The sequence below is a fragment of the Hyphomicrobium sp. NDB2Meth4 genome, from assembly GCF_900117445.1.
Classification (GTDB): domain Bacteria; phylum Pseudomonadota; class Alphaproteobacteria; order Rhizobiales; family Hyphomicrobiaceae; genus Hyphomicrobium_A.
In genome coordinates this window covers 1-25236 of sequence record NZ_FPEJ01000008.1, presented here as the reverse complement: position 1 = coordinate 25236, position 25236 = coordinate 1, and the positions used below count along the sequence as shown (strand labels likewise).

At 62.9% G+C, this 25236-nt stretch carries 27 protein-coding genes and 1 pseudogene; 19 read left to right on the top strand and 9 right to left on the bottom strand.

The window, feature by feature from the left end; translation table 11 throughout:
- Positions 1–51 precede the first annotated feature (51 nt).
- Positions 52–858 carry a helix-turn-helix domain-containing protein gene (locus NDB2M4_RS13165; RefSeq protein WP_244536170.1) on the bottom strand — a complete coding sequence of 269 codons (807 nt, stop codon included), beginning with the start codon at positions 856–858 and terminating at the stop codon, positions 52–54.
- A gap of 237 nt (positions 859–1095) precedes the next feature.
- A pseudogene (locus tag NDB2M4_RS20370) lies at positions 1096–1333 on the bottom strand (sarcosine oxidase subunit beta); the annotation flags it as partial.
- A 264-nt stretch (positions 1334–1597) separates the two neighbouring features.
- Here NDB2M4_RS20370 and NDB2M4_RS13155 point away from each other — a divergent pair.
- The 11 genes from NDB2M4_RS13155 (at position 1598) to NDB2M4_RS13105 (ending at position 9954) form a co-directional block, all read left to right on the top strand.
- Positions 1598–1891 (top strand): hypothetical protein, encoded by a 294-nt coding sequence (locus NDB2M4_RS13155; protein WP_072375850.1) that lies wholly within the window; start codon positions 1598–1600, stop codon positions 1889–1891.
- A gap of 10 nt (positions 1892–1901) precedes the next feature.
- Entirely contained in the window at positions 1902–2282 is a 381-nt protein-coding gene (locus NDB2M4_RS13150) for a hypothetical protein (protein ID WP_072375848.1), read from the top strand.
- 12 nt (positions 2283–2294) lie between these two features.
- Complete coding sequence (locus NDB2M4_RS13145; protein WP_072375846.1) at positions 2295–2489, top strand: hypothetical protein; 195 nt, start codon at positions 2295–2297, stop codon at positions 2487–2489.
- Positions 2486–3871, top strand: coding sequence for an APC family permease (locus NDB2M4_RS13140; protein ID WP_072375844.1), 1386 nt, complete (start codon positions 2486–2488; stop codon positions 3869–3871). The genes NDB2M4_RS13145 and NDB2M4_RS13140 overlap by 4 nt, the downstream gene beginning before the upstream one ends.
- Before the next feature lie 120 nt (positions 3872–3991).
- Complete coding sequence (locus NDB2M4_RS13135; protein ID WP_072375842.1) at positions 3992–4663, top strand: hypothetical protein; 672 nt, start codon at positions 3992–3994, stop codon at positions 4661–4663.
- Positions 4660–4941, top strand: a complete 282-nt coding sequence (locus tag NDB2M4_RS13130; protein WP_072375840.1) for a hypothetical protein — start codon at positions 4660–4662, stop codon at positions 4939–4941. The genes NDB2M4_RS13135 and NDB2M4_RS13130 overlap by 4 nt, the downstream gene beginning before the upstream one ends.
- An 88-nt stretch (positions 4942–5029) precedes the next feature.
- Positions 5030–5926, top strand: coding sequence for a class II glutamine amidotransferase (locus tag NDB2M4_RS13125; RefSeq protein ID WP_072375838.1), 897 nt, complete (start codon positions 5030–5032; stop codon positions 5924–5926).
- 8 nt (positions 5927–5934) lie between these two features.
- The gene (locus NDB2M4_RS13120) at positions 5935–6621 is read left to right on the top strand and encodes a GltB/FmdC/FwdC-like GXGXG domain-containing protein (protein ID WP_072375836.1); all 687 of its coding nucleotides are present in this window, start codon (positions 5935–5937) and stop codon (positions 6619–6621) included.
- Positions 6621–7949, top strand: a complete 1329-nt coding sequence (locus NDB2M4_RS13115) for an FMN-binding glutamate synthase family protein (RefSeq protein ID WP_072375834.1) — start codon at positions 6621–6623, stop codon at positions 7947–7949. The genes NDB2M4_RS13120 and NDB2M4_RS13115 overlap by 1 nt, the downstream gene beginning before the upstream one ends.
- A gap of 115 nt (positions 7950–8064) precedes the next feature.
- Complete coding sequence (gene glnT / locus NDB2M4_RS13110; RefSeq protein ID WP_139247269.1) at positions 8065–9372, top strand: type III glutamate--ammonia ligase; 1308 nt, start codon at positions 8065–8067, stop codon at positions 9370–9372.
- 123 nt (positions 9373–9495) lie between these two features.
- Positions 9496–9954, top strand: a complete 459-nt coding sequence (locus NDB2M4_RS13105) for a group II truncated hemoglobin (RefSeq protein WP_210186546.1) — start codon at positions 9496–9498, stop codon at positions 9952–9954.
- A gap of 248 nt (positions 9955–10202) precedes the next feature.
- Here the strand turns inward: NDB2M4_RS13105 and NDB2M4_RS13100 are convergent, their stop codons facing one another.
- Together NDB2M4_RS13100 and NDB2M4_RS13095 are read right to left on the bottom strand one after the other, a co-directional pair.
- Positions 10203–10814, bottom strand: coding sequence for a response regulator (locus NDB2M4_RS13100; RefSeq protein WP_072375828.1), 612 nt, complete (start codon positions 10812–10814; stop codon positions 10203–10205).
- On the bottom strand, positions 10811–12175 hold the full coding sequence (locus NDB2M4_RS13095) for a HAMP domain-containing protein (protein WP_072375826.1): 1365 nt from the start codon (positions 12173–12175) through the stop codon (positions 10811–10813). The genes NDB2M4_RS13100 and NDB2M4_RS13095 overlap by 4 nt, the downstream gene beginning before the upstream one ends.
- Before the next feature lie 166 nt (positions 12176–12341).
- Here NDB2M4_RS13095 and NDB2M4_RS13090 point away from each other — a divergent pair, with 166 nt between their 5' ends.
- Positions 12342–13562 (top strand): TIGR03862 family flavoprotein, encoded by a 1221-nt coding sequence (locus tag NDB2M4_RS13090; protein ID WP_139247263.1) that lies wholly within the window; start codon positions 12342–12344, stop codon positions 13560–13562.
- On the opposite strand, the gene NDB2M4_RS13085 is transcribed toward NDB2M4_RS13090, so the two are convergent.
- From NDB2M4_RS13085 to NDB2M4_RS13075, 3 genes are read right to left on the bottom strand one after another with little or no spacing between them, the layout of a single operon-like run.
- Positions 13559–15370: an ABC-F family ATP-binding cassette domain-containing protein gene (locus NDB2M4_RS13085; protein ID WP_072375822.1), complete on the bottom strand. Its 1812-nt coding sequence runs from the start codon at positions 15368–15370 to the stop codon at positions 13559–13561. The genes NDB2M4_RS13090 and NDB2M4_RS13085 overlap by 4 nt on opposite strands.
- Before the next feature lie 16 nt (positions 15371–15386).
- On the bottom strand, positions 15387–15875 hold the full coding sequence (locus NDB2M4_RS13080) for a YcgN family cysteine cluster protein (protein ID WP_072375820.1): 489 nt from the start codon (positions 15873–15875) through the stop codon (positions 15387–15389).
- Between the two features lie 48 nt (positions 15876–15923).
- Positions 15924–16400, bottom strand: coding sequence for a hypothetical protein (locus tag NDB2M4_RS13075; RefSeq protein WP_139247262.1), 477 nt, complete (start codon positions 16398–16400; stop codon positions 15924–15926).
- Positions 16401–16532: 132 nt separating this feature from the next.
- Between NDB2M4_RS13075 and NDB2M4_RS13070 the strand changes: the two genes are divergently transcribed.
- Both NDB2M4_RS13070 and NDB2M4_RS13065 read left to right on the top strand, forming a co-directional pair.
- A complete protein-coding gene (locus tag NDB2M4_RS13070) occupies positions 16533–17036 on the top strand; it encodes a CreA family protein (protein ID WP_072375816.1) in 504 nt (167 codons plus the stop codon).
- A 78-nt stretch (positions 17037–17114) separates the two neighbouring features.
- Complete coding sequence (locus tag NDB2M4_RS13065; RefSeq protein ID WP_072375814.1) at positions 17115–17753, top strand: phosphatase PAP2 family protein; 639 nt, start codon at positions 17115–17117, stop codon at positions 17751–17753.
- Here NDB2M4_RS13065 and rmuC read toward each other — a convergent pair.
- The gene (gene rmuC / locus NDB2M4_RS13060) at positions 17750–19042 is read right to left on the bottom strand and encodes a DNA recombination protein RmuC (protein WP_083556323.1); all 1293 of its coding nucleotides are present in this window, start codon (positions 19040–19042) and stop codon (positions 17750–17752) included. The two genes, NDB2M4_RS13065 and rmuC, sit on opposite strands and share 4 nt — an antisense overlap.
- Positions 19043–19168: 126 nt before the next feature.
- Between rmuC and NDB2M4_RS13055 the strand changes: the two genes are divergently transcribed.
- From NDB2M4_RS13055 to NDB2M4_RS13035, 5 genes are all read left to right on the top strand, one after another.
- Positions 19169–19624: an NUDIX hydrolase gene (locus tag NDB2M4_RS13055; protein ID WP_072375812.1), complete on the top strand. Its 456-nt coding sequence runs from the start codon at positions 19169–19171 to the stop codon at positions 19622–19624.
- A 109-nt stretch (positions 19625–19733) separates the two neighbouring features.
- Positions 19734–20183, top strand: a complete 450-nt coding sequence (locus tag NDB2M4_RS13050) for a hypothetical protein (protein WP_072375810.1) — start codon at positions 19734–19736, stop codon at positions 20181–20183.
- A gap of 143 nt (positions 20184–20326) precedes the next feature.
- A complete protein-coding gene (locus NDB2M4_RS13045; RefSeq protein ID WP_072375808.1) occupies positions 20327–21724 on the top strand; it encodes a glutamate decarboxylase in 1398 nt (465 codons plus the stop codon).
- A gap of 254 nt (positions 21725–21978) precedes the next feature.
- A complete protein-coding gene (locus NDB2M4_RS13040) occupies positions 21979–23205 on the top strand; it encodes an HlyD family secretion protein (RefSeq protein WP_083556321.1) in 1227 nt (408 codons plus the stop codon).
- Positions 23202–24785, top strand: coding sequence for a DHA2 family efflux MFS transporter permease subunit (locus tag NDB2M4_RS13035; RefSeq protein ID WP_072375806.1), 1584 nt, complete (start codon positions 23202–23204; stop codon positions 24783–24785). Before NDB2M4_RS13040 ends, NDB2M4_RS13035 begins: the two co-directional genes overlap by 4 nt.
- Here NDB2M4_RS13035 and NDB2M4_RS20365 read toward each other — a convergent pair.
- On the bottom strand, positions 24751–25236 hold a 486-nt coding region (locus tag NDB2M4_RS20365; RefSeq protein WP_210186545.1), incomplete at its 5' end, for a hypothetical protein. The two genes, NDB2M4_RS13035 and NDB2M4_RS20365, sit on opposite strands and share 35 nt — an antisense overlap.

Genomic DNA, 25236 nt, shown 5'->3' with positions numbered 1-25236 from the left:
AATCGGTATTCCCATAACATGCAAATTGCAAGCGGGGCCAAAGAGAAATTCTTATGGAAGCTCACGAGAGTAGCTGATGACCGATAGAAATCGGATCGGCAGCTTGACCAGTTCCTCGGGGCCGTGCGGCGCGTCCGCATCGAAGAACAGGCTATCGCCAGGCTTCATCGGATAGAGCTTGTCGGCGTGGCGATATACGACCTCGCCCTCGAGCAGATAGATCAGCTCATGGCCAGCATGCTGGAAGAGCGGGAAGACGTCCGATTCCTCGGTGAGCGTGATCATGTAAGGCTCGACGACCACACTGCCGGACAGGCCGCCGGTGTGTCCGAGGAGCTGATACTGGTGACCGGCACGAGTGCCGCGACGCTCGATGAGCAGACCCTGGCCGCTCGAAACGAAGACGGCATCGCGGCGCTCCTCGAAGCGGCGAAAAAGAGAAGTGACCGGAACGCCGAGCGCCTTCGACAGACGTTGCAACGTCGTCAGCGAAGCGCTGGTGACGCCGTTCTCGATCTTCGACAGCATGCCGAGGGAGAGGTCAGCGGCGCGCGCCAGGTCGGACGCGGTGATGCCAAGCTTGTTGCGGAATGCGCGGACCTCGCGACCGATCGCAACTTCGAGCATGTTGTCGCGCGCACCATGCAGAGCGTGCGGATCCTGATCATCCTCGCCCGGCGTGGACTTGCGCGTCGGGATCTGCCGCGACACGCGACCTGCCGCAGGCTTAGCGATGGCATCGGGATTTGAGTCGTTATCGGCCACCACGGTACCCAAAGGCTCGCTGAGGGCGTCTGAGTTGCTTTCGGCGATGCGGGCCTTAACGGAAGGCGGGCGGCGCGTTTTTGTCGATTTCATACGTCTTCAAACTTCTGCAAAACATCAAGGCCAGCGATGCGGCCGCCGAACTCGGCCGCGGCATCAAGGAGACAATTGCAGAAGTATAAGGCGGCTGCACTGTCCACTAGCAAGTGGAAAACGGTTCTACCCCCGATATCCGCCCGAGTGAGGATTGCGGACATCTTGGCAATCGATGTCTGAGCGATGGAAGATCGGCGAACTCCTCGGCGTCGAAGCACACGCCTTCCGGCGTGAGTTGTCTCGGATGATCGTCGTGTTGCGCGCGGTGTTGCCACCGGCGAGCCAGCCCTTACCGAAAGCTGCGATGTCGGTGATGCCGCGTGGCGAGATAGTAGGCGGTGGCTAGCCAATTGCCGCCCGCTCCGATGATGCCGACGCCGTAGGAAGTCTTGAACTCAGGCGTCCAGCGGAAGTGCGGATCCTCCGGGTGATCCTTCGCGAGCGCGTACTTAACAAGGCGAGAGGCATCGATCGATCCGTACTCTGAGCGGCCCCAAAAAGACGCTGTAAACATGGCCAATCACGTTCTTAGGATGCAAGCGATTTTCCGCAGGTTCAACCGCCCATCAGGGCAGCACTTTGCACATTTTTTCGACTTGCTATTCGAAATGCTCGGTAAATCAGCACTCAAATGCCTTGACAACTTGCGGCAACCCGTCGCAGAATTTTCCTGATATAAAAAACGGTTGCCTCATAGGCAACCATAACTCGGGTGGAAACTAGCCAAGGGGTGCTCATGGAAAAGAGCAATACAGACGCACGCGTACATCGAATGTTCGCGGGAGACCGGCGATGGGCAGTATTAGCCGTCGCCGTTCTCTGGGCAACGTATGCCTTCGTATTCTGGAAGGTCGTACCTAACGCCGGCTCGCCGGAAGTGGTCTACGCACTCGCGTTCGCGGGCGGCGTGGTGCTGCTGTTCAACTCGGCATCGATTTTCGCGATGCTGAAGCACTACGGAGAGGACAAGGAGCACATCTACGGCCTCGACCTCCACTACCTCGATTTGCTTCGCGGCAAGAAAGGCTGAGGAGGAAACAATGGCCAAGACGCCTTATCAACCGCCCCAACAGTCAAAGTTCGGGCAGTTCGTCGACTCGTTGTTTCTGCTGGTGCTCGTGCTAGCTGCCCTGTTCCTGCCGGTCTACTTCGGCCTCGCAGGCGGCGGCAAGACCACCCTCAATCTGCCTGACGCTTCGTGGGCAGATCTAGGGCAGAACGCGACGATGGCGCAGCAGTGGGAAAAGCTCGGCTACACGCCGCAGACAGCCCACGAGCTGATCGCCACCCGCTTCGACTATTCCTTCAGCTTGCCGGCACTGCTGATCACCGCATTCGTGGTGATTGCCTACTTCTGGCTCGTCTTCCGCTGGTCGGCGAAGGAATACAAGGACGTCATCGCTGAGCGGTTCGACCGCTGACGGAGTGCTCCAATGGAAAATCTGAACAACTTCCAGCTGCTGGAATACGCAGCCTGGGGCATCTCGGCCTTGCTCGGCCTCTGGATGCTCACCGACATGATCCGTACCAACCGCGCCCACTCGGAGGAGACGCTGCTTTCCTCGAAGGAAGGTGAAATCGAAGACAGCCTCGTCATCGACCCGCCGCACCAGGGAGGCCACCTGTGACCCAGTATACTGCAGTTCACGGCGAGAAGGTCTCGCTGCTCCGCGTCCTCGGCCCTGGTCACGTATGGGCCCTCGGCGTCGGTATCGTGCTCGTCGGCGAGTATATGGGTTGGAACTTCGCCGTCGGCAAGGGTGGTGCACTCGCTGCTCTCATCGCGTGCTGGGCGGCGGGCATGCTCTACACCTGTGTCGCAATGATCGACTCGGAGGTGACCTCAACGGTCGCCGCCGCCGGTGGTCAGTACGCGCAGGCCAAGCACATCGTCGGGCCGCTGATGGCGTTCAACGTCGGCCTGTTCCTCGTCTTTGCCTACACGATGCTCGAAGCAGCCAACGCGATCACGCTCGGCTACCTCGTGCAAACCGTGGGAGGCATGGCAGGGTTCGCCGACACGCACGATAAGCCGTTTATCGTGCTGACCATCATGTTCCTGGCGTTCCTGAACTACCGCGGCGTCTACGCCACGCTGACGTTCAACCTCGTCATCACCGCCATCGCTTTCGTCGCGATCCTCATCCTGTTCGCGGCGGTAAGCCCCTGGACGGACAACGTGCTGAAGCCGCACGAGTTGCTCAACGGTCTGCCTTACGGCTGGCTGGGCGTCTTGGCGGCCATGCACTTCGGCATGTGGTACTACCTCGGCATCGAGGGAACGACGCAGGCCGCCGAAGAAGTGCGATCTCCCGCGCGCGCCCTGCCGCTCGGCACGATGACCGGTATCATCACGCTGCTGATCGCGGCGACGATGACCTGGTACATCTGCTCCGGCCTGATGCCTTGGGAATACCTTGGTCAGGCAGTGACGCCGCTGTTCGACGCCGCCCGCCTCACCGGCTCGACCCCGCTGATGGTGCTGTTGTTCGTCGGCACCATCTTCTCGACGCTCGCGTCGGCGAACGGCTGCATCAACGATGCCTCGCGCGCATGGTTCTCCATGGGTCGCGACCGGTATCTGCCGCAGGTGTTCGGCGCCGTGCATCCGAAGTACCGCACACCGTTCCGCTCGATCGTGTTCCTCGTGCCGGTGGCTCTGGTGTTCGCATACTTCGCGCCGCTCGATCAGGTCATCACCTTCTCGATCCTGTCGGGTCTGCTCGAGTACACGTTCATGGCCTTCAACGTACTGATGTTCCGGAAGATGTGGCCGCTCGGCACGATCAAGCGCGGCTACGTGCATCCGTTCCATCCGCTGCCGGCCTTCGTGCTGCTCGCTCTTTGCGCCACGACGTACTTCGCGGTGTTCCTCGGGTACGGCACCCAGCTCGTCGCCATGATGGTGTTCTACATCATCGCTTCGGTCTGGTTCGCCGGCCACCGCTACAAGTTCGTCAAACGCGGTGCGCAGTTCACGATGCCCTGGCCGCGTCCGGTCGGGCACTGAGCTAACCGTTAGCCTGTCGCGGGACCCTTCTCCCCGCGGCAGGCCCCGCGATCCCCGGACGGCTACCCGGGGATCGCCCATCCCGCGAAACAACAACTCCAACGCGTCAGGTGCCCCCTCATGTCCCTCACGCTTTTCGTGGCTGCCGCTGGCGCCGTGACCGTTTCCTACATCGCAGTCCGCGATCATCGCGCCGCAATGGCTGCGCGTCGCGGTTTGCTCGATGAATGCGCCGCAGTGCTTGATCGCTCGGAGCTGACGCACGGGGCCGATGGCTTCCCGCAGCTTTCGGGCTCGCATCGCGGGCGCGGCGTCAAAGTCGACCTCGTGCTCGACACGCTGACCATGCGCCGTCTGCCGCAGCTGTGGCTGTCGACGACGCTGCTTGACCGCAATCCAGGGCTGCCGGGACTATCTATCCTGGTGCGCCATTGCGGCACCGAGTTCTATTCGCTTTCCTCGCGGTTCGAGTATCGGCTCGATACTCCCACCGACTTTCCTGCCGAGGTGCTCATCCGCGGCGACGAAGAGGCCGAGCCGCTGCTCGCAGAACTGGCCCCGGTGCTGAGCGGGATTCTCCAGGATCCGCGCGTGAAAGAGATCGCGATCACCGAGCGCGGCATGCGGATTTTGCGCCAGGGCGCCGAGGGCAAGCGTGGCGATCATCTGCTGCTTCGCCAGTCGGTGTTCGAGAAGGCGCAAATCGCACGCGATGAATTCGCGATGGTTCTCGATCAGCTACACAGCATGCGCAGGGTTGCGGGTGCGATGGGTCAGGCGCACGCGGCATGACAGCAAAGCCTCCGATCAACCCGTACATCGTGCTTGCCCTCGCCATCCTCGCTCCAGGTGCCGGCCACGTTGCCGTCGGCGCGCAAATGCGCGGACTTGGATTTGCGTTCTTCTCGCTGTTGCTGGCGCTGCTGTGCTGGCACGCGACTGGGCCCGAAACTTCGTTTATCGGCCGCTCCGCCCTTGGTTTGTTCGTGTGGGCGCTGTCGATTCCGGATGCTTATCGCATTGCGCGCATCCGTTACGAGGTTTGGCGCCACGGGCAGCAAGTTGCCTGATAGGAAAAATCTCTTCATACCAGTTGACTGCAGGAAAGTGCCTGCTAAGCTCAAACTCAGCACTGAAGCATTGGGGATTAGAAACAAGATGTGCGGCATTGTTGGCCTGTTCATAAAGGACGCCAAACTTGAGCCTCGCCTCGGCGAGCTCACTTCAACCATGCTTGCGACCATGTGCGAGCGCGGACCGGACTCTGCCGGCTTCGCCGTCTATGGAGCTCCGCAGCAAGGCAAGGCGAAGATCACTCTGCAGTCGCCGAATCCGGATGCGGATTTCGCCGGCCTCACCGCGGACCTGTCGAAAGCCATAGGTGCCGAGGTCAGCCTCGAGCGCAAGGCAACGCATGCGGTTCTCAGCGTGCCGGCCGACAAGGCCCAGGCCACGCGCGAAGCTCTGCGCACCGGGCATCCGAAGCTGCGCATCATGAGCACCGGAGAATCGATCGAGATCTTCAAGGAAGTCGGTTGGCCGACGGAGGTCGCGAGCCAGTTCGAGCTTGCCAAGATGCAGGGCTCGCACGCCATCGGGCACACGCGCATGGCGACGGAGTCGGCCGTGACAACGATGGGCGCGCATCCGTTTTCCACGGGCCCCGACCAGTGCCTGGTGCACAACGGGTCGCTGTCGAACCATCCGAACGTGCGTCGCGAACTGATCCGCGACGGCATGACGTTCGAGACGGAGAACGACACGGAAGTTGCAGCTGCGTACATTTCCTGGCGCATCAAGCAGGGAATGAACCTCGGCGAAGCGCTGCAGAAGAGCCTCGATGATCTCGATGGTTTCTTCACGTTTGTCGTCGGCACCAAGAACGGCTTTGCGGTCGTGCGCGATCCCATCGCGTGCAAGCCCGCCGTCATGGCCGAAACCGATCAATACGTCGCCTTTGGTTCCGAATATCGTGCACTTGCCGGCCTGCCCGGCGTCGATGGTGCACGCATTTGGGAGCCTGAACCCGCAACCGTCTATTTCTGGGAGCGCTAAGAGCTGCCATGCGCACCATCGATCTTGCTTCTACTTCACTGCGTGAAATGAACGAGCTTCTGCACAAGCAGAACGCCGGCACCAACGAAACGCAGTGGGAAATTCTCAATCCGAAGGGCCGGCATGCGGTTGCTGTCGGCGTGGATGCCCCGCTCAACATCGATATCAAGGGTAGCGTCGGCTACTACGTGGCCGGCATGAACAAGCAGGCTAATGTCACGGTACACGGCTCCGCCGGACCGGGCGCTGCCGAGAACATGATGTCGGGCAAAGTCGTCGTTAAGGGCGACGTCAGCCAGTACGCGGGTGCCACGGGGCGCGGGGGGATGCTGGTTGTCGAGGGCAACGCGTCGTCGCGCTGCGGCATCTCGATGAAGGGCATCGACATCGTCGTCAAAGGCAACATCGGCCATATGTCGGCGTTCATGGCGCAGACCGGAAACCTCGTGGTGTTCGGCGATGCAGGCGATGCGCTCGGTGACTCGATCTACGAGGCACGCCTGTTCGTGCGCGGCTCGGTGAAGAGCCTTGGTGCGGACTGCATCGAGAAAGAGATGCGCGATGAGCATCTCGAGATCATCGACGGCATCCTGAAGCGCTCGGGTCTCAACGGCGTGAAGCCGAAGGATTTCCGTCGCTACGGCTCGGCCCGCAAGCTCTATAACTTCAACATCGATAACGCGGACGCTTACTGATGAGCTACCACAACCCTCCCACGACGCCGCGCAAGGCGGCCGCATTCGATGACTATGCGCTGTCGGAAATCCGCCGTGCCGCTACGACCGGCATCTATGACATTCGTGGCGGCGGCGCCAAGCGCAAGGTTCCGCACTTCGACGACCTGCTGTTCCTCGGCGCGTCGATGTCCCGCTATCCGCTGGAAGGCTATCGCGAGAAGTGCTCGACCAACGTGGTGATCGGCACGCGCTTTGCGAAGAAGCCGATCGAGCTGAAAATTCCGATCACGATCGCCGGCATGAGCTTCGGCTCGCTGTCAGCCAACGCGAAGGAAGCACTCGGCCGCGGCGCCACCATCGCCGGCACGTCGACGACGACGGGCGACGGCGGCATGACGCCGGAAGAGCGCGGCCAGTCGCAGACGCTGGTTTATCAGTATCTGCCCTCGCGCTACGGCATGAACCCGGACGATCTGCGTAAAGCGGACGCCATCGAGGTGGTGGTCGGCCAGGGTGCGAAGCCCGGCGGCGGCGGCATGCTGCTCGGCCAGAAGATCTCCGATCGCGTCGCCGAGATGCGCACGCTGCCGAAGGGCATCGACCAGCGCTCGGCCTGCCGTCACCCGGACTGGACCGGTCCCGACGATCTCGAGATCAAGATCCTCGAGCTGCGCGAGATCACCGACTGGGAGAAGCCCATCTACATCAAGGTCGGCGGCGCGCGTCCTTACTACGACGTTGCCCTGGCCGTGAAGGCCGGCGCTGACGCCGTGGTCGTCGACGGCATGCAGGGCGGCACCGCCGCCACGCAGGAAGTGTTCATCGAGCACGTCGGCCAGCCGACCCTCGCATGCATCCGTCCGGCCGTGCAGGCGCTGCAGGACCTCGGCATGCATCGCAAGGTGCAGCTGATCGTGTCGGGCGGCATCCGCAACGGCGCGGACGTTGCCAAGGCGCTGGCACTCGGCGCTGACGCTGTGTCGGTCGGCACCGCGGCTCTCATCGCCCTCGGCGATAACGATCCGGCGCTGGAATCTGAGTACAACAAGCTGCACACGACGGCCGGCGCCTATGACGACTGGCACGAGGGCAGGGATCCGGCTGGCATCACCACCCAGGACCCCGAGCTGTCGCGGCGTCTCGACCCGGTTCTCGCCGGCCGGCGCCTAGCCAACTACCTCAAAGTGATGACGCTCGAGGCACAGACCATTGCACGTGCCTGCGGCCACAATCACGTGCACAATCTGACCCCAGAAGATCTCTGCGCGCTCACGATCGAGGCCGCCGCCATGGCGCGGGTGCCTCTGGCGGGAACGGGCTGGATTCCTGGTCAGGGCAACTTCTAAAATTGGGCGGGCGGCTGTGAAATTCTTCGGAAGATTTAGCAGGCCGGCGGCAGCGAAGAGCGTCAACGTAACCGACACACTTGGGAAAACACCGATGGCCCACGATTCACACGAGGTGAAGATCGATCTAGCGCAAGTCGCGAAAGATCGTGGCATCCGCTATTTCATGATCTCGTTCACCGACCTGTTTGGTGGGCAGCGAGCCAAGCTCGTTCCCGCAGCAGCAATCGCAGAGATGCAGAAAGACGGAGCCGGCTTTGCCGGCTTCGCCACATGGCTGGACATGACACCGGCGCACCCGGACATGTTCGGCATGCCGGATCCAGCCGGCATGATCCAGCTTCCGTGGAAGAAGGAAGTTGCCTGGCTGCCGGCCGACTGCGTGATGGAGGACAAGCTCGTCGCTCAGGCGCCTCGCGTGGTCCTCAAGCACCTCGTTGCGAGGGCCGCGGCGCTCGGGCTGCGCGTGAAGACCGGCGTAGAGTGCGAATTCTTCCTGACGTTGCCCGACGGAACGGCGATCTCCGATCAAAAGGACACTGCAGCGAAGCCTTGTTACGACCAGCAAGCTTTGATGCGCCGCTACGATGTGATCGCCGAGATGTGCGATTACATGCAGGAGCTGGGTTGGGGTGCCTACCAGAACGACCACGAGGATGCCAACGGCCAGTTCGAGATGAACTGGAGCTTCGACGACGCGCTGGTCACCGCCGACCGCCACTCGTTCTTCAAGTACATGGCAAGGACTGTCGCCGAGAAGCACGGGCTGCGCGCGACCTTCATGCCGAAGCCGTTCCCAGGCCTTACCGGAAACGGCTGTCACGCACACATTTCTGTCTGGGACACGAGCGGCACCTCCAACGCCTTCTTGGACGGCACGGACGAAATGGGCCTGTCTCAACAGGGCTACAAGTTCCTCGGCGGTATCATGAAGCACGCCGAAGCGCTGTCCGCGATCACCAATCCTACTGTCAACTCCTACAAGCGCATCAACGCGCCGCGCACGGTTTCCGGCGCGACGTGGGCGCCCAACACCGTTACCTGGACCGGCAACAACCGCACGCACATGGTCCGTGTGCCGGGCAAGGGTCGCTTCGAGCTTCGCCTGCCAGACGGCGCTGCTAACCCGTACCTCCTCCAGGCCGTCATCATTGCAGCCGGCCTCGACGGTATCGAAAGCAATGCCCACCCGGGCCGTCGCTACGATATCGACATGTACCAGCTCGGACATACAGTGACCGATGCTCCGAAGCTGCCGCTCAACCTTCTCGACGCCATCCGCAACTTCGACAAGGACGCCTCTCTCAAGAGCGCCCTCGGCGAGGAGTTCTCCGCCGCCTACATCAAACTGAAGACTGGCGAGTGGAACCAATTCGCGTCGCACTTCACGGAGTGGGAGCGCGAGAACACACTCGACATCTAAGCGAAGAGAAAACTCTGAAGCGCGCGGTGCCTCGAACGCCGCGCGCTTTTTTTTGGGCAGAGCATTGAGCGGGAACAATGCACTTCGATGCGCTCGGACTGAGTCTTAAACTCAGGAGGATCTATGTCAGGTGCTGCAAAAGTTTCAGATGCCCATATGCCCGTTGCGGCAACCGCTGAGGCGCCGGGTCCGGCTTTGCGCGAGGCATCGCTCTACGAGCTCGTCGGTGGCCAGGAAGGCCTGCGCAATCTGGTCGAGACGTTCTACGACATCGTCGAGTTCGAACCCGAGGGCCGGGCGCTGCACGTCCTGCATCTGCGCGGACATGGGGTCGCCCATTCGCGCATCGAACAACTGAACTTTCTATCCGGCTTTCTCGGCGGTCCCAGGCTCTATGCGCAAAAGTGGGGACATTCGAATGTGCGCGAGATGCACGAGCACGTCGATATCAACGCGGAGGCGAAGGACGCCTGGCTCCGGTGCATGGTGATGGCCATTGAGCGCGTGGGACTGCCCGGCGACGTCCAGGTCCGCCTGATGACGCCATTCACGCGCGTCGCAACGATGCTCGTCAACTGCTAGCGGCGGCGCGCAGCGACCCGAGCGAACCAGACTCTTTGGAGAATGCTGCGCAAAAAAAGTGCGGGAAGGACGCCAGGGCCATTGGCGATCCGGCGTCCTTTCCGCAAGTGCGCGGCGCCGGAACGTTAGCGAGACGGCTTAGCCGACGGCCAGGGATTATTTCCCGTTCAATCCCTACCAAGTTTCCCGGAAGGCTGACTCAGGTGTCGCGGGAAACCGGCCCACGTCAGCGAAGGCGCATCGGGTGGCTACTTCATCTCCATCGAGACGCGAATGAGGTCGGCGGTGCGCTCCACGCCCAGCTTGCTCTTGATGATCGAGCAAGTATTGGCGACCGTCTTGTAGGCAACGCCAATCGTCTGAGCGATCTCCGTGAGGCTGTTGCCCTCGCCGAGAAGGCGGAGGATTTCAATCTCACGCATGGTGAGCTGCTGCAGCGGATCTTCAGCAGAAAGCTGGGTGAAGGCCAGTTCGCCCGCGATCTCGCGTTCAACGTAGCGGCCGCCCTCGGCCACCTTCTTGACGGCGGTGACCAACTCGTCGGCGCCAGCGCTCTTGCTGACATAGCCGCGCGCGCCAAGACGCAGGGCGCGGGCTGCGTAGATCGGCTCGGCGTGCATTGAGAACACGACGACGCGGACCTTCTCGTCCTCGCTCAGCAGGCGGCGCAAAAGCTCAAGGCCTCCGATGCCCGTCAGATTAAGGTCGAGCAGTACGAGCTCCGGCTTGATCTGGCGAAACATCTCCAGAGCCTCCTCACCGGTGGAGGCTTCGTGCAATTCAGCACCGCTCATGCCCGACAGGAGGCGGCGGACGCCTTCACGAACGACAATATGATCGTCCACCAGAAGTATCTTCATTGCAGCATTGCCTCGTGTGTTTCAAAAGTGGAAGCGGCAGCGTGGGGGCCGCGCGCTGGAAGATGAGCGGAGACGACAACACCTTTGCCGTCGCGTCGATTGGTGACCTCTAGACTGCCGCCGAGCGTTGCTACGCGCTCGCGCATGCCGACGATGCCGAAGCCGCGAACTCCGCCCGACTTTAGACCGCATCCGTCGTCGGCGACCTTGATATCGATCGAGTTGTCCGGGTTCGCTTTGACGCTAATGTCGATGGTCGTCGGTGTCCCGTGGCGCACTGCGTTGCTGATGCTTTCCTGCACGACGCGGTAGATCGTTCCATCGATCACCTCTCCAAAGCTTTCCTCCGGCACTTCTACGCGGAAGACCAGCTTGGGGCGATGCGCCCGCCAAAATGCCAGCAAATTGTCGATGGCATGGGCCAATCCGACGTCTAGAAGCATCGCCGAGCGCAACCGGCCGAGGATATCGCGCACGTGTCTCTGCATGCGGCCGATGGCGTCGCGAATAATACCGACGCGGTGGGGAATTTCCTCGTAGTCGCCGGCTTTGGCGAGTTGCTCGATGGCGACGGCATCAACGTCGGCGGCGAACAGCAAAGGCCCGATCTCGTCGTGCAAGTCGCGCGCTAGGTCGGCACGCTCCTCGTCCTGGACGGACGTGAGCTGCTGCTGCAGGCGCTTGTTATGGGCTTCGGAGGTGGCGAGGCGCTCGACCATCTGGTTGAAGCTCTGCGACAGGCGAACGAGTTCCAGAGGACCCTGCTCGTTGAGGCGCTCGCGATAATCGCCATCGCCGACACGCGCAAAGGCGTTGGTCAGGCTGTGCAAGGGGCGCATGGTCGAAGCCAGCGTCCAATAAATGAAGGCGAGTACGAGTCCGCAGAAAATCGTCATCACAGTGAGCGTGAGCCAGACGTCGCTCCACACCTCGGCGACCTCGTTGCGGGGATCGGTCTGCAGCTCCACGGTCCCGAACTTGTCGAACACCTCGGGAAGATCTACCGCCACTTTTTTCGGGGGCGCGGCCAGCAACGACACGAGCCATGCCGGCGCGGGGTCATCGGCGATGGCAACTTTGGATGCGTGAATTTCCTTTCCGTCGGGGCTGATGAGCGTCGCTCGCAGATGGCGATCACCCTCGAAGTCAGCCACCAGAAGGGCCAGGCGCCGTGCGGGATCGGTTGCCTCCTCCCAATCGTCGACGGCGTTGCGCGCGATACGGCTGCCGACCGCAATCGCGGCCTGCATCTCGGTCTCGATCTTGGCCACGGCGTGCCAATAGGTGAACGCGCCGCCGGCGATGAGGCTCAGCAGCAAAGTGGCAAAGACCGAAATCAGGAGGCGAGTGCGCAGCGACAATTGCAAAATCCTCGGTGCATTAATTGGAACATTATAACACCCCGCCGTCGCCGCCTAGACCGGCTGAACGGTCTCCGACGTTAACTCCGCTTCCCAGGGCGGGCCGTTGCCTTAGCCAACGCGAGAGTGTTAGGGCGGGCTCCGGGGCAGAGAGGGCAATATAAAAGTGGCGCGAGCTTCGAGTTGCAGCGTCGCCGTAATCGGCGGCGGCCCGGCGGGGCTCATGGCCGCCGAGACCCTGGCCCGTTCCGGCGTCAGCGTGACGGTCTACGACCGCATGCCCTCTCTCGCGCGCAAGTTCCTGCTGGCGGGCCGTGGGGGGTTGAACCTGACCCACAGCGAAGAGCTCGAGCAGTTTCTCGCGCGCTACGGCAACGCGCGGGAGCGGCTGCGGCCGGCCATCGAGGCATTCCCGCCCAGCGCGGTGCGGGAGTGGTGCGAAGGGCTCGGTGAAACTACCTTCGTTGGATCAAGCGGGCGGGTGTTTCCGGTGGCGATGAAGGCGTCGCCGCTGTTGCGGGCGTGGCTTTCCCGGCTGATCGCGGCTGGCGTCACTATCCGGAACCGGTGGCAGTGGACGGGTTGGGATGGAGAAGGGCGCCTCACGTTCGAGACGCCGGCGGGGGAGAGGCGCATCGAGGCCGATGCGACGCTGCTGGCGCTCGGCGGGGCGAGCTGGCCGCGGCTCGGGTCGACAGGCGACTGGGTGCCCGTGCTGGATGGCGCGGGCGTCGCCGTGGCTCCGCTGGCGGCGGCAAACTGCGGATTCCTGATCGCGTGGTCCGATCACTTCCGCGGCCACTTCGAGGGGCAGCCGCTGAAACGCATCGCGGCGGGGTTCGAGGGAGCGAGTGTGCGCGGGGAGGCTTTAATCACTGCCGAGGGCATCGAGGGCGGCGCCGTCTACGCACTCTCGGCCAAGTTGCGCGATGCCATCGCCAGAGACGGGACAGCGGTGCTCTTGCTCGATCTGCGGCCGGATATGACCACCGAAGCGCTGGCGGCGCGCCTCGGCAAGCCACGGGCTAAGCAATCGCTGGCGACGTTCCTGCGCAAGGCGGCGGGCATGTCTGCGGTGGAGATTGGACTGCTGCACGAGACGGCTGCACAACGCCTGACCGAGACGCCCCCAGAGGAGATCGCGCGGCTGATCAAAGCCGTACCGTTGCGTCTGACAGCGGCAGCACCCATCGCGCGGGCGATATCGACCGCGGGCGGCGTCAAATGGGATGACGTCGATGACCGGCTGATGCTGCACCGGCGTCCGGGTGTGTTCGTTGCCGGCGAAATGCTGGATTGGGAGGCGCCGACGGGCGGCTACCTGCTGCAGGCGTGCCTTGCGACGGGTGCGCAGGCCGGGCGCGGGATTGTGGAGTGGTTAGGTTAAGAGCTTTCGATCTCCTCGCGGAGGATTTCGAGTTCAAGCCATCTTTCTTCGGCGGAGGCGAGTTCCGCTTCGACGGCCGCGAGACGCGCTGACTTGTCGGCAAAGGCCTTCGCATCGCGCGTGTAGAGCTGCGGGTCAGCGAGCGCATCGCCCAGCTTCTTAGCTTCCTCCTGGAGCGCGGCCATCTGCTTGGGCAGCGTCTCCAGCGCGTGCTTGTCCTTGAAGCTCAGGCGCCGCTTCGACGGCGGCGCTGCGGCCGTCGGGTTCTCTTTTTCTTTCGGTGCGGACTTGGCCTTGCCAGTGCGATGCCCGGCGAGGTCGGAGCCGCGCTGCATCAGCATGTCGGAATAGCCGCCTGGGTATTCACCCCAGCGGCCGTCGCCTTCTGGCACGATGACGGCGTGCACGATGCGGTCTAGGAAGTCGCGGTCGTGGCTGATGAGGAGGACCGTACCAGCGTACTCGGTCAGCATTTCCTCGAGCACATCGAGGGTTTCGAGGTCGAGATCGTTGGTCGGCTCGTCGAGCACCAGCAGGTTCGATGGCTTGGCGAGGGCGCGGGCGAGCATGAGGCGGCCGCGCTCGCCGCCGGACAGGACCCGCAAGGGCGTGCGCGCCTGCTCGGGCTGGAAAAGGAAGTCCTTCATGTAGCTGACGACGTGCTTGTGGCCCGTTCCCACGGCGACGTGATCGCCGCGGCCACCGGTCATGGCCTGGGCCAGCGTCCAGTTGGGATCGAGGCTGTCGCGATCCTGCTCGAGCGTCGCCATCTCGATGTTGGCGCCGAGGCGTACCTCCCCGCTGTCGGGCTGAAGTGCGCCGATGAGCATGCTGACCAGTGTCGTCTTGCCTGAACCGTTGGGGCCCACGATGCCGACGCGGTCGCCACGCATGATGCGGGTGGAGAAATTGTCGACGATGCGGCGCTCGCCGTAGCTCTTGGAGATGCCCTTGGCCTCGATGACGAGGGCGCCGGACTTCTCTGCCTGCGCCGCCTCGATCACTGCCTTACCGGCGGCCTTGCGATGCTCGCGCCGTTGCTGGCGCAGCCCTGCAAGCTCGGCCATACGGCGAACGTTGCGCTTGCGGCGCGCGGTGACGCCATAACGAACCCAGTGCTCCTCGCGCACGATCTTGCGGTCGAGCTTGTGCTGCTGGACCTCTTCCTCGGCGAGCTGCTGGTCGCGCCAGGCTTCGAACTCCTTGAACCCGATGTCGACGCGGCGGGCGCGGCCACGGTCGAGCCAAACGGTGACGCGTGAGAGCGTTTCGAGGAAGCGGCGGTCGTGGCTGATGAGCACGAGTGCGCCGCGCTGGCTGGCGAGCGCCGACTCCAGCCACTCGATAGTTGGCATGTCGAGGTGGTTGGTCGGCTCGTCGAGCAGAAGAATGTCGGGTTGCGGTGCCAGCACGCGGGCCAGCGCGGCGCGGCGGGCCTCGCCACCGGACAGATGAGCTGGGTCTTCTTCACCGGTGAGCCCGAGCTGCTCGAGCAGGTAGCGCGCCTGGTGCGCGTCATCACTCGCACCGAGGCCGGCTTCGACATAGGACAGCGTCGTGTCGTGCCCTGTGAAGTCTGGCTCTTGCGGCAGGTAGCGCACGGAGGCGCCGGGCTGCACGAAGCGCTGGCCGCCATCGGGTGTGACGATCCCGGCGGCGATTTTCAGAAGGGTAGATTTGCCGGAGCCGTTACGACCGACGAGGCAGACGCGCTCGCCGGCGGAGACCGAGAGTTCGACTCCTTCGAGCAGCGGATGACCGCCGAAAGTCAGCGCGATGTCGCTGAGTTGCAGAAGAGGAGGGGCCATGTTGGGTCCGGAATGATCAGCCGGCTTCGCCGATGATGTAGCGGACGATGGCGTCCGGCTTCACGCCCTTCTCGCTGCGCGCCCAGCCGCGCACGGAAATGCCGGCTTCGTGCACGGTCTCGGGATCGCCGGAGACGAGAGGGTGCCACCATTCGAGGCTGCGGCCTTCATGAAGCGTGCGATAGGCGCACGTCGAGGGAAGCCAGGGCATCTTCTCAATATCGCCGGGCGTGAGGCTGAGGCAGTCGTGCACCTTCTTCTTGCGGTTGGGATAGTCGCGGCAACGGCAGGAATTGGTGTCGAGCAGCTTGCAGCCGAGGCGGGTGAGGTAAACGTCACCGGTATCCTCGTCCTCGACTTTCAGGAGGCAGCACCGTCCGCAGCCGTCGCAAAGGGATTCCCACTCTGCGTGCGACATGGCGTCGAGGGACTTGGTCTCCCAGAACGGGCGGTATCCCGGGGCGTCCTGTTGTTTTTTGGCCTGACTGGTGGTGCTCTTGCTCATGGGGGCGCCTTGTAACACATCCCCCCGCTGCGTCACCTTATCGTTGAATCACTGACGCGCGTTAAGACGGCGCACGAACCCGGTGCGATGCAGGAGAAGGTAGGTCAGCAGGGCGCCACTGGCCGACGCGATCGCCATGATCGCGGCATTGATCATTACGGGCGGAAGCGTTTCTGGCGATCCCTGGAGGCTGAACCAACCGCTTATGGCAAGGACGGCAGGATAGACGAGCGCGGCGGCAAGGCTCGACCACCATGTAAGGCGGCCGCCCCAGGAAACGTAGGCCGCGAGGGCAAGGCCGGCGAGGATGGCCGAGTAGAGGCCGACGACGTAGGCCAGCGGCACCGCGATAGAGATCGACCTGAAAAGGTTCTGGCTGAACTCGGGCACCGATACGGGGAAGTCGGTGGCGATCCAGGGGACAATCTGCATCAGCGCGATGAGGGCGGCGCCGCCGAGCGGGGGTCCGAGCACGACAGCTGCGATCACAACCTTTGCCGCTTCGCCGATCGTTCTGCGCGCCATGTGTCCCTCCGGATAGCCAAGGCGCGCAGCCATAGCACGCGGCGGTAAAGCTTGTACTGCGCGGGCGGCGGGGCCATCTGGTGCCATCGGAGCGGGCTAGAGCCGGTCCCGCGTTTGAGGAGACGACTAGGAATGCGCGCGATTGCCTGCCTTGTATTGGCCTTGCTGCTGGCCGTTCCCGCCGCCGCCGCGGACCCCGACCTCATCATGAAGAAGACGACGGTGTGGAAGCTGCTGTCGCCCGATCATAAGCTCGGCACTTACGCGATCGATGATCCCGATGTTGAAGGCGTTGCGTGCTACTTCACGGTGCCAGAGAAAGGCGGCTGGAAAGGATGGCTCGGGCTTGCCGAGGAGCTTTCCAACGCGTCGCTCGCGTGCCGGCAGGTTGGGCCGATCAAGTTCAAGCGCAAGCTCGAGCAGGGTGATGAGGCCTTCAGCCAGCGCCGGTCGCTGATCTTCAAGAAGATGCAGATCGTGCGCGGGTGCGACGCCAAGCGCAACGTGCTGGTCTACATGATCTACACCGACAAGATCATCGAGGGCAGCCCGGAGAATTCAACGTCCGCGGTGCCGATCAGCCCGTGGGGCGAGGCCACTCCGCCGGCGAAGTGCGCCGACTGGGTTGCGAACTAGCGGGCCTTGAGTTGCTAGGCAAAGCCCGCCACTTGCTGCATAGAGCGATCGGAACCAGAAGCGATCGCGGGGCAGAGCGTGGCGGGCAACGAGCAAGGTCGGCAGGGCAAAACTCGCTGCACGCAAAGGTCGATTTTCGTCCTCGTACTGCTGACTATCGGCGTCATCATCGGACTTGTGGACGGGCCGGACGCCGTCATCCGCGCTTACGTGCATGGCCTCTCCTCGCCAGCGCTTACGGAGCTCAGCGGAGCGCTCAACCGGCTGGGCTCGTGGAAAGCCATCTACTTCATGACAGCCGTGGTCGCTGGCGCGCTGCTGCTGCTCGGCCATCGCGCTGTGGCAATCCGGCTGCTGGTGGTGATGGGCGTGGCACTCGCCGCAAACAGCTTCATCAAGCTGCTGGTCGCGCGTCCGCGTCCTGAACCGTTCTTCGGCGTGGCGCCGGACAGCTATAGCTTCGCCAGCGGACATGCGCTTTTCTCTGCCTGCTTTTTCGGGTTCATCGGGCTCTTGGTGGCCTCGGGCTTGCCGGATCGCTGGCAGCGCGCAGTGGTGCTGATGCCGACGGGGGCGCTCATCGGCGCCATCGGGCTGTCACGCATCTATCAAGGCGTGCATTACCCCAGCGATGTACTGGCCGGGTTTGCGCTTGCGGCGTTGATCTTGTGCGTAACGGGCGGGCCGGGCACACGCGACGACAACGGCCGCGGCTAGCTTTGACGCGACAGCGTGCGTTTTCCAGCCGGGTCGGGATCGGGCAGTGCGGTGACGTTGGAGCCGGGCGCCTGCATGGCGTCGAGATCGAGTACGTTGAGGCGATCGCGGCGCGCAAGGATTCTCGTGGTCGTCGCGGTGACCTTCTCCAGGGCTTTGCCTGACAGCGCGAAGTGGCGCTCCAAATCGGAGACGCGCTCGACCAGCTGGGCGACGTCACCGATCAGCAGGCCGACCTCACGCTGGATGACGTCGGCGTGGTCGCGCATCTTGGCGTCTTTGAGCAACGCCTGCACCGTCTGCACGGCGAGCATCATCGTGTTGGGCGACACGATCATAACGCGGGCGCGGTGGGCGCCCTGCACGAGATCGGGGAACTTCTCGTAGAGATCGGCGCATATCGATTCCGACGGCACGAACATCAGCGCCGTTTCCTGCGTCTCGCCGGGAATGAGGTATTTGTCGGCAATGGCGGCGACGTGCCGCCCGACAGCTTCGCGCACCGCGGCGAAGGCGGCCTTGGTCTCTTCCGGCGATTGGGCAACGCGCAGCGCTTCGAAGCCTTCGAGCGGGAATTTGGAATCGACCACCAGAGCTTCGGTGTTGGGCAGGCGGATGACACAATCAGGACGCTTGCCGTTGGAGAGCGTCGGCTGGAAGTCGTAAGCCCCGGAGGGGAGAGCATCGCGGACGATGGTCTCCATGCGCATCTGGCCAAAGGCACCGCGCGCCTGCTTGTTGGCAAGCACGCCGTGCAGCGAGCCGACCTCGGTCGACAGCTTCGAGAGGTTTCGGTTTGCCTCGTCGATGAGCGCGAGGCGCTCGTTCAGCGTCGAGAGGCTTTCCCAGGTGCGGCGCTCGGATTCACTCATGTTGTCGCCGAGCCGCGCGGCGGTGGAGTTGATGTTCTCGCCGAGGCGAGCTGCTGTCGCGTTGAGGTTGTCGCCGAGGCGCGCGGCAGTTGCGTTGAGATTCTCGCCGAGACGAACCGCTGTCGCGTCGAGCGCTTGGGACACGTTACGCGCGAGCGAGTCGATGCGGTCGTTGAGGCTACGTGATTGTTCGGCACTCTGCTGTACGGACAGCTCCGCCATGGCGGAGATGCGGCCCTTCAGCTCGGCGAACTCGGATTCCGTTGTGCGGTTGCGCGAACGGGCGGCGGAGAGCAACGCCGCGAAAGCGGTGATAAGACCGGAAATGCCGATCGCCGCGCAACTGAGCACAAGCGCGTTCTCGGCGAGGAAATCCTCGATCGCAGTAAAATCGAGGGAAGTGAGGAACTCAGGCATAGCCCCTGCGATAGCTGATTCGTACGGACAGAATTCGGGCAGAGGTACCGCTATGGCAACCTTTGACCTAAGATCGTGTCGGATCAGGGCCGTACCCTGGCCGGCAGGGGAGCTGACGCGCAAGCCATGTCACGCCTCAGTGCAGGAATTCTGCTCTACCGGTATGCCGACGCGCTGCAAGTTCTTTTGGCGCATCCCGGGGGGCCTTTCTGGAGACGCCGGGACCTCGGTGCGTGGAGCATACCCAAAGGCGAGGTCGAGCCTGGCGAAGAAATTCTAGCTGCAGCGCAACGCGAGTTTGCGGAGGAGACCGGGTTTCGACCACTCGGCGATGTGCTCGATCTGGGCGAAGCGCGACAACCGAGCGGCAAGCGCGTGCACATCTGGGCTATCGAAAGCGACTGGGATGTCTCAGCTCTGGTGAGCCTAACGTTCCCACTCGAATGGCCACCCAAGAGCGGCAGAACGCAGTCGTTCCCCGAGATAGATCGCGCCCAATGGTTCTCGCTCGATGCCGCGCGGCTAAAAATCCTGCCGGGGCAAATGGTATTTCTCGATCGTCTGGCATCGAAGCTCGAGTAGACGTCAGGGGTTGCGAATGCAGATGAATTTTGCTGCTTTGCGCTACGGCACTTTGATATTCGTTTATGGTTGAACCCTACGGTCGGAACATAACATCGAGGCGCGCGACATGCTGAAGACGATCGTTGAAGGAACAAAGCTCTCGGTCTGGTCGATGCTGGGTGCGGCTACGCTGGTGGCGGCGGGTACCTTTCTGGCTATGACACCGGCGGCTGAAAGCAAACCGGCGAAGGGGAGCGGCAGCCTGGCCGGAAGCTGGAGCGGCAGCGGCTGGGTGTCATTCTCGAATGGAAAGCGCGAGCGTGCACGTTGTCGCGCGCACTATAGCCCCAATGGGGGGAAGAGCTATTCGCTGAGTGCGACGTGCGCGACCGCCTCGGGCAAGGCAGCGCAGAGCGCTACCGTGTACGAAGTCAGCCGAAACAGATTTCGCGGCACATTTCACAACACCGAGTACAACGTGACCGGCAGCATCCGTGTCGTTCTCAACGGCAATAGCCAATCGGTGACGCTATCGGGAGACAGCAATTCAGCCGCGCTGAGCCTCAGCCGCCGCTGAACCTGCTCCGTACTCGCTCAGCGTTCCGATCTGAAACAGTTTAGAGCACAACAGGAACCAAGAGCGGCCGCAACGCGGCAATTGAACGGAATGGCTAGGATTGGGGCTGCCTTATCCTCACTCAAGCAGGTGAGGAATCCACAATGCCGACGGAAGCCTTCTCTCTAGTCCCGGGCGATTTCGACGACGAGACCTATGGTGCGGGGGATCTGGCTGCCGGCCTGCCGAAGTCTGCCTTCCCGGAAGGGGAGCGCGATCCGCGCCGCGTCTTTGCGGCGGTGCGCGATGAGCTGATGCTCGATGGCAATTCGCGCCAGAACCTCGCAACGTTCTGCCAGACCTGGGAAGAGCCCGAAGTCCATCGCCTGATGGATGAATGCATCGCGAAGAATCTGGTCGACAAGGACGAGTATCCGCAGACGGCAGAGATCGAGCGCCGATGCGTGCGCATGATCGGCGATCTGTGGCATGCGCCGCAATCCGACCATGCCGTCGGATGCTCGACGACGGGATCGAGCGAGGCGGCGATGCTTGGCGGCCTCGCCATGAAGCGGCGGTGGGAAGCGGGACGCCGCGCGGCTGGAAAGCCAACCGACAAACCCAACCTCGTGACCGGACCGGTGCAAGTCTGCTGGCACAAGTTCGCGCGCTATTGGGACGTCGAGCTGCGCGAAATTCCGATGGAACCGGGGCGGCTGAAAATGACGCCCGAGGAAGTGCTGGCACGATGCGATGAAAACACGATCGGCGTCATTCCGACGCTGGGCGTGACATTTACCGGCGAGTTCGAGCCGGTGAAGGCGGTCAGCGACGCGCTCGACAAACTCCAGCGGGAGACCGGGCTCGATATCCCAATCCACGTGGATGCTGCCAGCGGCGGCTTCCTGGCTCCGTTCTGCGCACCCGACCTCGAATGGGATTTCCGCCTGCCGCGCGTGCGCTCGATCAACGCCTCGGGGCACAAGTTCGGTCTGGCGCCGCTGGGCGTCGGCTGGGTGTTGTGGCGCGAAGAAAAGGATCTGCCCGACAGCATGGTGTTCTGGGTGAACTACCTCGGCGGAGAAATGCGCGACATCGGACTTAACTTCTCGCGCCCCGGCGGACAGGTGGTGTGCCAGTACTACGACTTTCTTCGGCTTGGGCGCGAAGGCTACCGCAAGGTGCACAACGCCTGCTATCGAAGCGCGGCTTACCTGGCTAGCGAAATCGCGGCGATGGGGCCGTTCGAATTGATCTTCGATGGAGACATGGCGCGTGGCATCCCCGCGGTATCATGGACGGTCAAGGACGGATCAGATCCCGGCTTCACGCTGTTCGATCTTGCCGACCGTTTGCGGGTGCGCGGATGGCAAGTGCCGGCCTACACGCTTCCGGCCAATTGCAGCCGCCTGGCGGTGCAGCGCATCCTGGTCCGCAACGGCGTCAGCTATGATCTCGCTTCCCTGCTCATCGCGGACATGAAGGCCGCCATCCAGCATCTTCAAGCCCACCCCACCGCCAGCCCGCTGAGCAGCGAAGACGCCACCGGCTTCCATCACTAACTTGCCTGCGTTTGCCCTGCGCCATTGACGCAGCTGAGCGCGCGCGGGCACGCCCCCGCTTCCGCTTCGGCGCTATACCAAAGGACAGGGCGAGCGCCACCAACGGTTAGCCTTGCAGAACCAGCGCGCAATGGCAGCGCCATCGCCAGCTCCCTACATTTTGAAACGTATCCGGGCCCACGGCGGCATGTGCCACACCGGTTGTGTGTAGCTGGCATTGTGTTCTCGCGGTCGCGGTTTCAGGGGTTTCGCCGATGGTGCTCGACGCCAAAAACTCACTTGCCCGCGAGGCAAAGCTCGCATCAGCCGCGCCAGCGGGCCGTGTTCAGCCTGAACTGAAGGCGGCACCAGAGCCGTCGCAACCGCAGGGCTTCTCTCCGCAAAGCAGTCCCGACGTCGTCGCCGCCAAGACCGGCGCGAGCTTCTTGCACCGGCACCCGAAGGCGTCCGTCTCTGGCGCGCTGTTAGGCGTGTTGCTGACGGCAGCCGGCTATCTCTACTGGGACTACGCGTCACGGTTCGAATCGACGGACGACGCATTCATCGCATCGCGGCCTTTCGCGATCGCGCCAGAGGTCTCCGGCTATCTGACGCAGGTGCCCGTCACCGACAACCAGCATCTGACGACGGGTGATGTAATCGCGCGCATCGATGAGCGCAATTACAAGATCGCGGTCGAGAATGCGAGAGCGGCCGTCGCCAATGCGGAAGCGGGCGTCAAGAAGGTCGAAGCCGACATCAAGGTGCAAGAAGCCAAGATCGTTTCCGACGATGCGAACGTCGCTCAGGCGAAAGCCTCGCATCTCTTCGCAGAGGAAGAAGCGGCGCGCTTCCAACACTTGGCGCGCGATGGCTTCGGCACTGTCGAAAAGGCGCAGCAATACACCTCGCAACAAAGCCAGACGCAGGCGGGGGTGGACAGCGCGCAGGCGACACTCGCACTCGACCAGAGACAAATCGACTCGTTGAAGGCTGACCGCGACGAAGCGTTGGCGCAGGTGGAACAGGCGAAGGCGCAGCTCAATCAAGCTCTGGTCAACCTTTCGTACGCGACCATAACCGCGGCGCAGCCCGGGCGCGTCGTGCAGCTAACTGCGGCAGTTGGCGAATTCGCGCAGCCGGGCACCAACCTTTCGATGTTCGTTCCCGACGAGATCTGGGTCGCGGCAAATTTCAAAGAGACGCAGCTCGATGCCCTGCGGCCAGGGCAGCCGGTTGATATCACCCTCGATGCGTATCCCGAGCGGGTCATACATGGACACGTCGCCAGCGTGCAGCCAGGATCTGGCACTGCGTTCTCGCTGCTACCGGTCGAGAACGCGACCGGCAACTATGTCAAGATCGTGCAGCGCGTACCGGTGAAGATCGTTCTCGATGACGCACCCAGCGATGTGGCACTCGGGCCCGGCATGTCAGTGGTACCGACGGTGCGTGTCAATCCTGCCCCATCGATCTACGAACGCCTCGAGAGGCTGTTATGAGGGCTGGCGCGACAGCTTCACCACGATCGCCAATTGGTGCCGGCGTGCAAAACCCTTGGCTCGTTGCCGTGCTGGTTGCGCTCGCTGCGTTCATGGAAGTGCTGGACACGACCATCGCCAACGTTGCTCTGCGCTACGTCGCGGGCGGCCTAGGCGTCAGCGTGGACGAAGCTTCTTGGGTGGTCACGAGCTATCTCGTCGCCAACGCGGTTGCACTTGTCGCCAGCAGCTTCTTTGCCCGACGCTTCGGCCGCAAGGCGTTCTTCATCGCCTGCCTCGGACTGTTCACTGTCAGCTCCGTGCTCTGCGGCTTTGCCTGGAATCTCGACAGTCTGTTGTTCTTCCGTGTGCTGCAGGGCCTCGGTGGCGGGGGCATGGTTCCCGTGGCGCAGTCGATCCTTGCCAGCTCATTCCCGCAGGAGAAACGCGGCCAGGCGTTCGCGCTGTTCGGCGTCGCGGTGGTGGTGGCGCCTGTGGTCGGGCCGACGCTCGGGGGATGGCTCTCTGACAACTGGTCATGGCACTGGTGCTTCCTGATCAACGGTCCGGTAGGTCTGCTGACGATAGGGCTCATCTGGCTGGTGCTGGGCGAGGAAGGTCCGGCCCATGGCGATCACGTGCGGTTTGATTTCATCGGCTTCGCGCTCGTCGCGACGTTCCTTGGCGCATTGGAGGTGGTGCTCGACCGAGCCTTGATCGATGACTGGTTCGGTTCGGCTTTCATCGTGACGACCGCGGCGGTGTGCGCGCTCGCGTTCCTGCTGATGATCCCGTGGGAGCTTTCGCGCGCCAATCCAATGGTGGACATCCGAATGCTGGCGTCACGACAGCTCGCCGCTTGTTTTCTCATCATGGGATCGTTCGGCGTGGTGCTTTACGCGACGACGCAATTCCTACCGCAGCTGGTGCAGGAGGACTTTGGCTACACGGCTACGTGGGCGGGTCTCGTGCTGTCGCCGGGCGGTCTCGTCACCATGGCGATGATGTTCATCGTCGGGCGGCTATCGGGCCACGTGCAGCCCAAGTATCTGATCGCGGCGGGCGGATCGATCATTGCGCTGTCGATGTACGTTCTCACGAACGTCAATCCCAGCCTCGATTTCTGGTTCTTTGCGGACTCGCGCATGCTGCTCGGCCTCGGGCTGCCGCTGATCCTCATTCCGATCATCACGGCTTCCTACGAGGGCCTGTCGCCGGAAAAGTACGATCAGGCTTCGGCGCTGATCAACGTGGCGCGCAATACTGGCGGGTCGATCGGTGTGTCCCTGGCTTCGAACGTGCTGGCGCATCGCGAGCAGTTTCACCAGGCGCGGCTTGTTGAAAATGCGATCCCGTCGAGCGTGCAGTTCCAACAGGCATTGCATCAGGTGACGCAGTATTTCGTCGCGCAGGGGAGCTCGCTGATGGAGGCGAAGCAACAGGCGCTGGCCTGGATCGGGCAGACCGTGCAGGCGCAGGCTTCTCTGTTCGCGTACGTCGATGTGTTCTGGACTTTGACGCTGGTGGCTTTGGCAGTGGTCCCGCTGGCCCTCGCACTGCGCAGCGTCACGGGCGGCCAGCCGGTGCATGCAGCGCACTGACCGTCTGCCTTTTGAAAGTCAGATCGTAGCGGGCGAGCCACTCGTCCCACGGCGTAAAGTCCGAAGTATCATAGCTGCTGCGAACGACCGGCATTTTGTGCGACAGGCGTGTGCCAGCGCTAATTGCGGCGTGCCGCTGAACGTGCTCGCGATAATATTCGTAGCGGTCGTTACGATCGTGGCGGTACCTGTCGCGACCGGGAAAATAGTCCATGTTCGTCGCGTCGGGCCACCGGCGAACAATCTCGGCCGCCACGGCATCGATCGCCTGCCCCTGCGATATGCCGAAGAGGCGCGTCGGTCCGTCGGCGAGGCGGCCTCCAATGTCAATCGGCGTCGAACTTTGACCCCTTATCGGCGTGCAATGTTGACCCCGTCTGAGTGTGGTGATGGCGCCGGCCAGGACCGGAGCTGCGGAGCGTAGCGAAGCAAGCGGAGGGCGTGGCCGGCG

Excerpts from the sequence above, each read along its gene's own strand:
- NDB2M4_RS13165 (WP_244536170.1), bottom strand. The coding sequence starts at position 858 with ATGAAATCGACAAAAACGCGCCGCCCGCCTTCCGTTAAGGCCCGCATC.
- NDB2M4_RS13155 (WP_072375850.1), top strand. The coding sequence starts at position 1,598 with ATGGAAAAGAGCAATACAGACGCACGCGTACATCGAATGTTCGCGGGA.
- NDB2M4_RS13150 (WP_072375848.1), top strand. The coding sequence starts at position 1,902 with ATGGCCAAGACGCCTTATCAACCGCCCCAACAGTCAAAGTTCGGGCAG.
- NDB2M4_RS13145 (WP_072375846.1), top strand. The coding sequence starts at position 2,295 with ATGGAAAATCTGAACAACTTCCAGCTGCTGGAATACGCAGCCTGGGGC.
- NDB2M4_RS13135 (WP_072375842.1), top strand. The coding sequence starts at position 3,992 with ATGTCCCTCACGCTTTTCGTGGCTGCCGCTGGCGCCGTGACCGTTTCC.
- NDB2M4_RS13130 (WP_072375840.1), top strand. The coding sequence starts at position 4,660 with ATGACAGCAAAGCCTCCGATCAACCCGTACATCGTGCTTGCCCTCGCC.
- NDB2M4_RS13125 (WP_072375838.1), top strand. The coding sequence starts at position 5,030 with ATGTGCGGCATTGTTGGCCTGTTCATAAAGGACGCCAAACTTGAGCCT.
- NDB2M4_RS13120 (WP_072375836.1), top strand. The coding sequence starts at position 5,935 with ATGCGCACCATCGATCTTGCTTCTACTTCACTGCGTGAAATGAACGAG.
- NDB2M4_RS13115 (WP_072375834.1), top strand. The coding sequence starts at position 6,621 with ATGAGCTACCACAACCCTCCCACGACGCCGCGCAAGGCGGCCGCATTC.
- NDB2M4_RS13105 (WP_210186546.1), top strand. The coding sequence starts at position 9,496 with ATGTCAGGTGCTGCAAAAGTTTCAGATGCCCATATGCCCGTTGCGGCA.
- NDB2M4_RS13100 (WP_072375828.1), bottom strand. The coding sequence starts at position 10,814 with ATGAAGATACTTCTGGTGGACGATCATATTGTCGTTCGTGAAGGCGTC.
- NDB2M4_RS13085 (WP_072375822.1), bottom strand. The coding sequence starts at position 15,370 with ATGGCCCCTCCTCTTCTGCAACTCAGCGACATCGCGCTGACTTTCGGC.
- NDB2M4_RS13080 (WP_072375820.1), bottom strand. The coding sequence starts at position 15,875 with ATGAGCAAGAGCACCACCAGTCAGGCCAAAAAACAACAGGACGCCCCG.
- NDB2M4_RS13075 (WP_139247262.1), bottom strand. The coding sequence starts at position 16,400 with ATGGCGCGCAGAACGATCGGCGAAGCGGCAAAGGTTGTGATCGCAGCT.
- NDB2M4_RS13070 (WP_072375816.1), top strand. The coding sequence starts at position 16,533 with ATGCGCGCGATTGCCTGCCTTGTATTGGCCTTGCTGCTGGCCGTTCCC.
- rmuC (WP_083556323.1), bottom strand. The coding sequence starts at position 19,042 with ATGCCTGAGTTCCTCACTTCCCTCGATTTTACTGCGATCGAGGATTTC.
- NDB2M4_RS13055 (WP_072375812.1), top strand. The coding sequence starts at position 19,169 with ATGTCACGCCTCAGTGCAGGAATTCTGCTCTACCGGTATGCCGACGCG.
- NDB2M4_RS13050 (WP_072375810.1), top strand. The coding sequence starts at position 19,734 with ATGCTGAAGACGATCGTTGAAGGAACAAAGCTCTCGGTCTGGTCGATG.
- NDB2M4_RS13045 (WP_072375808.1), top strand. The coding sequence starts at position 20,327 with ATGCCGACGGAAGCCTTCTCTCTAGTCCCGGGCGATTTCGACGACGAG.
- NDB2M4_RS13040 (WP_083556321.1), top strand. The coding sequence starts at position 21,979 with ATGGTGCTCGACGCCAAAAACTCACTTGCCCGCGAGGCAAAGCTCGCA.
- NDB2M4_RS13035 (WP_072375806.1), top strand. The coding sequence starts at position 23,202 with ATGAGGGCTGGCGCGACAGCTTCACCACGATCGCCAATTGGTGCCGGC.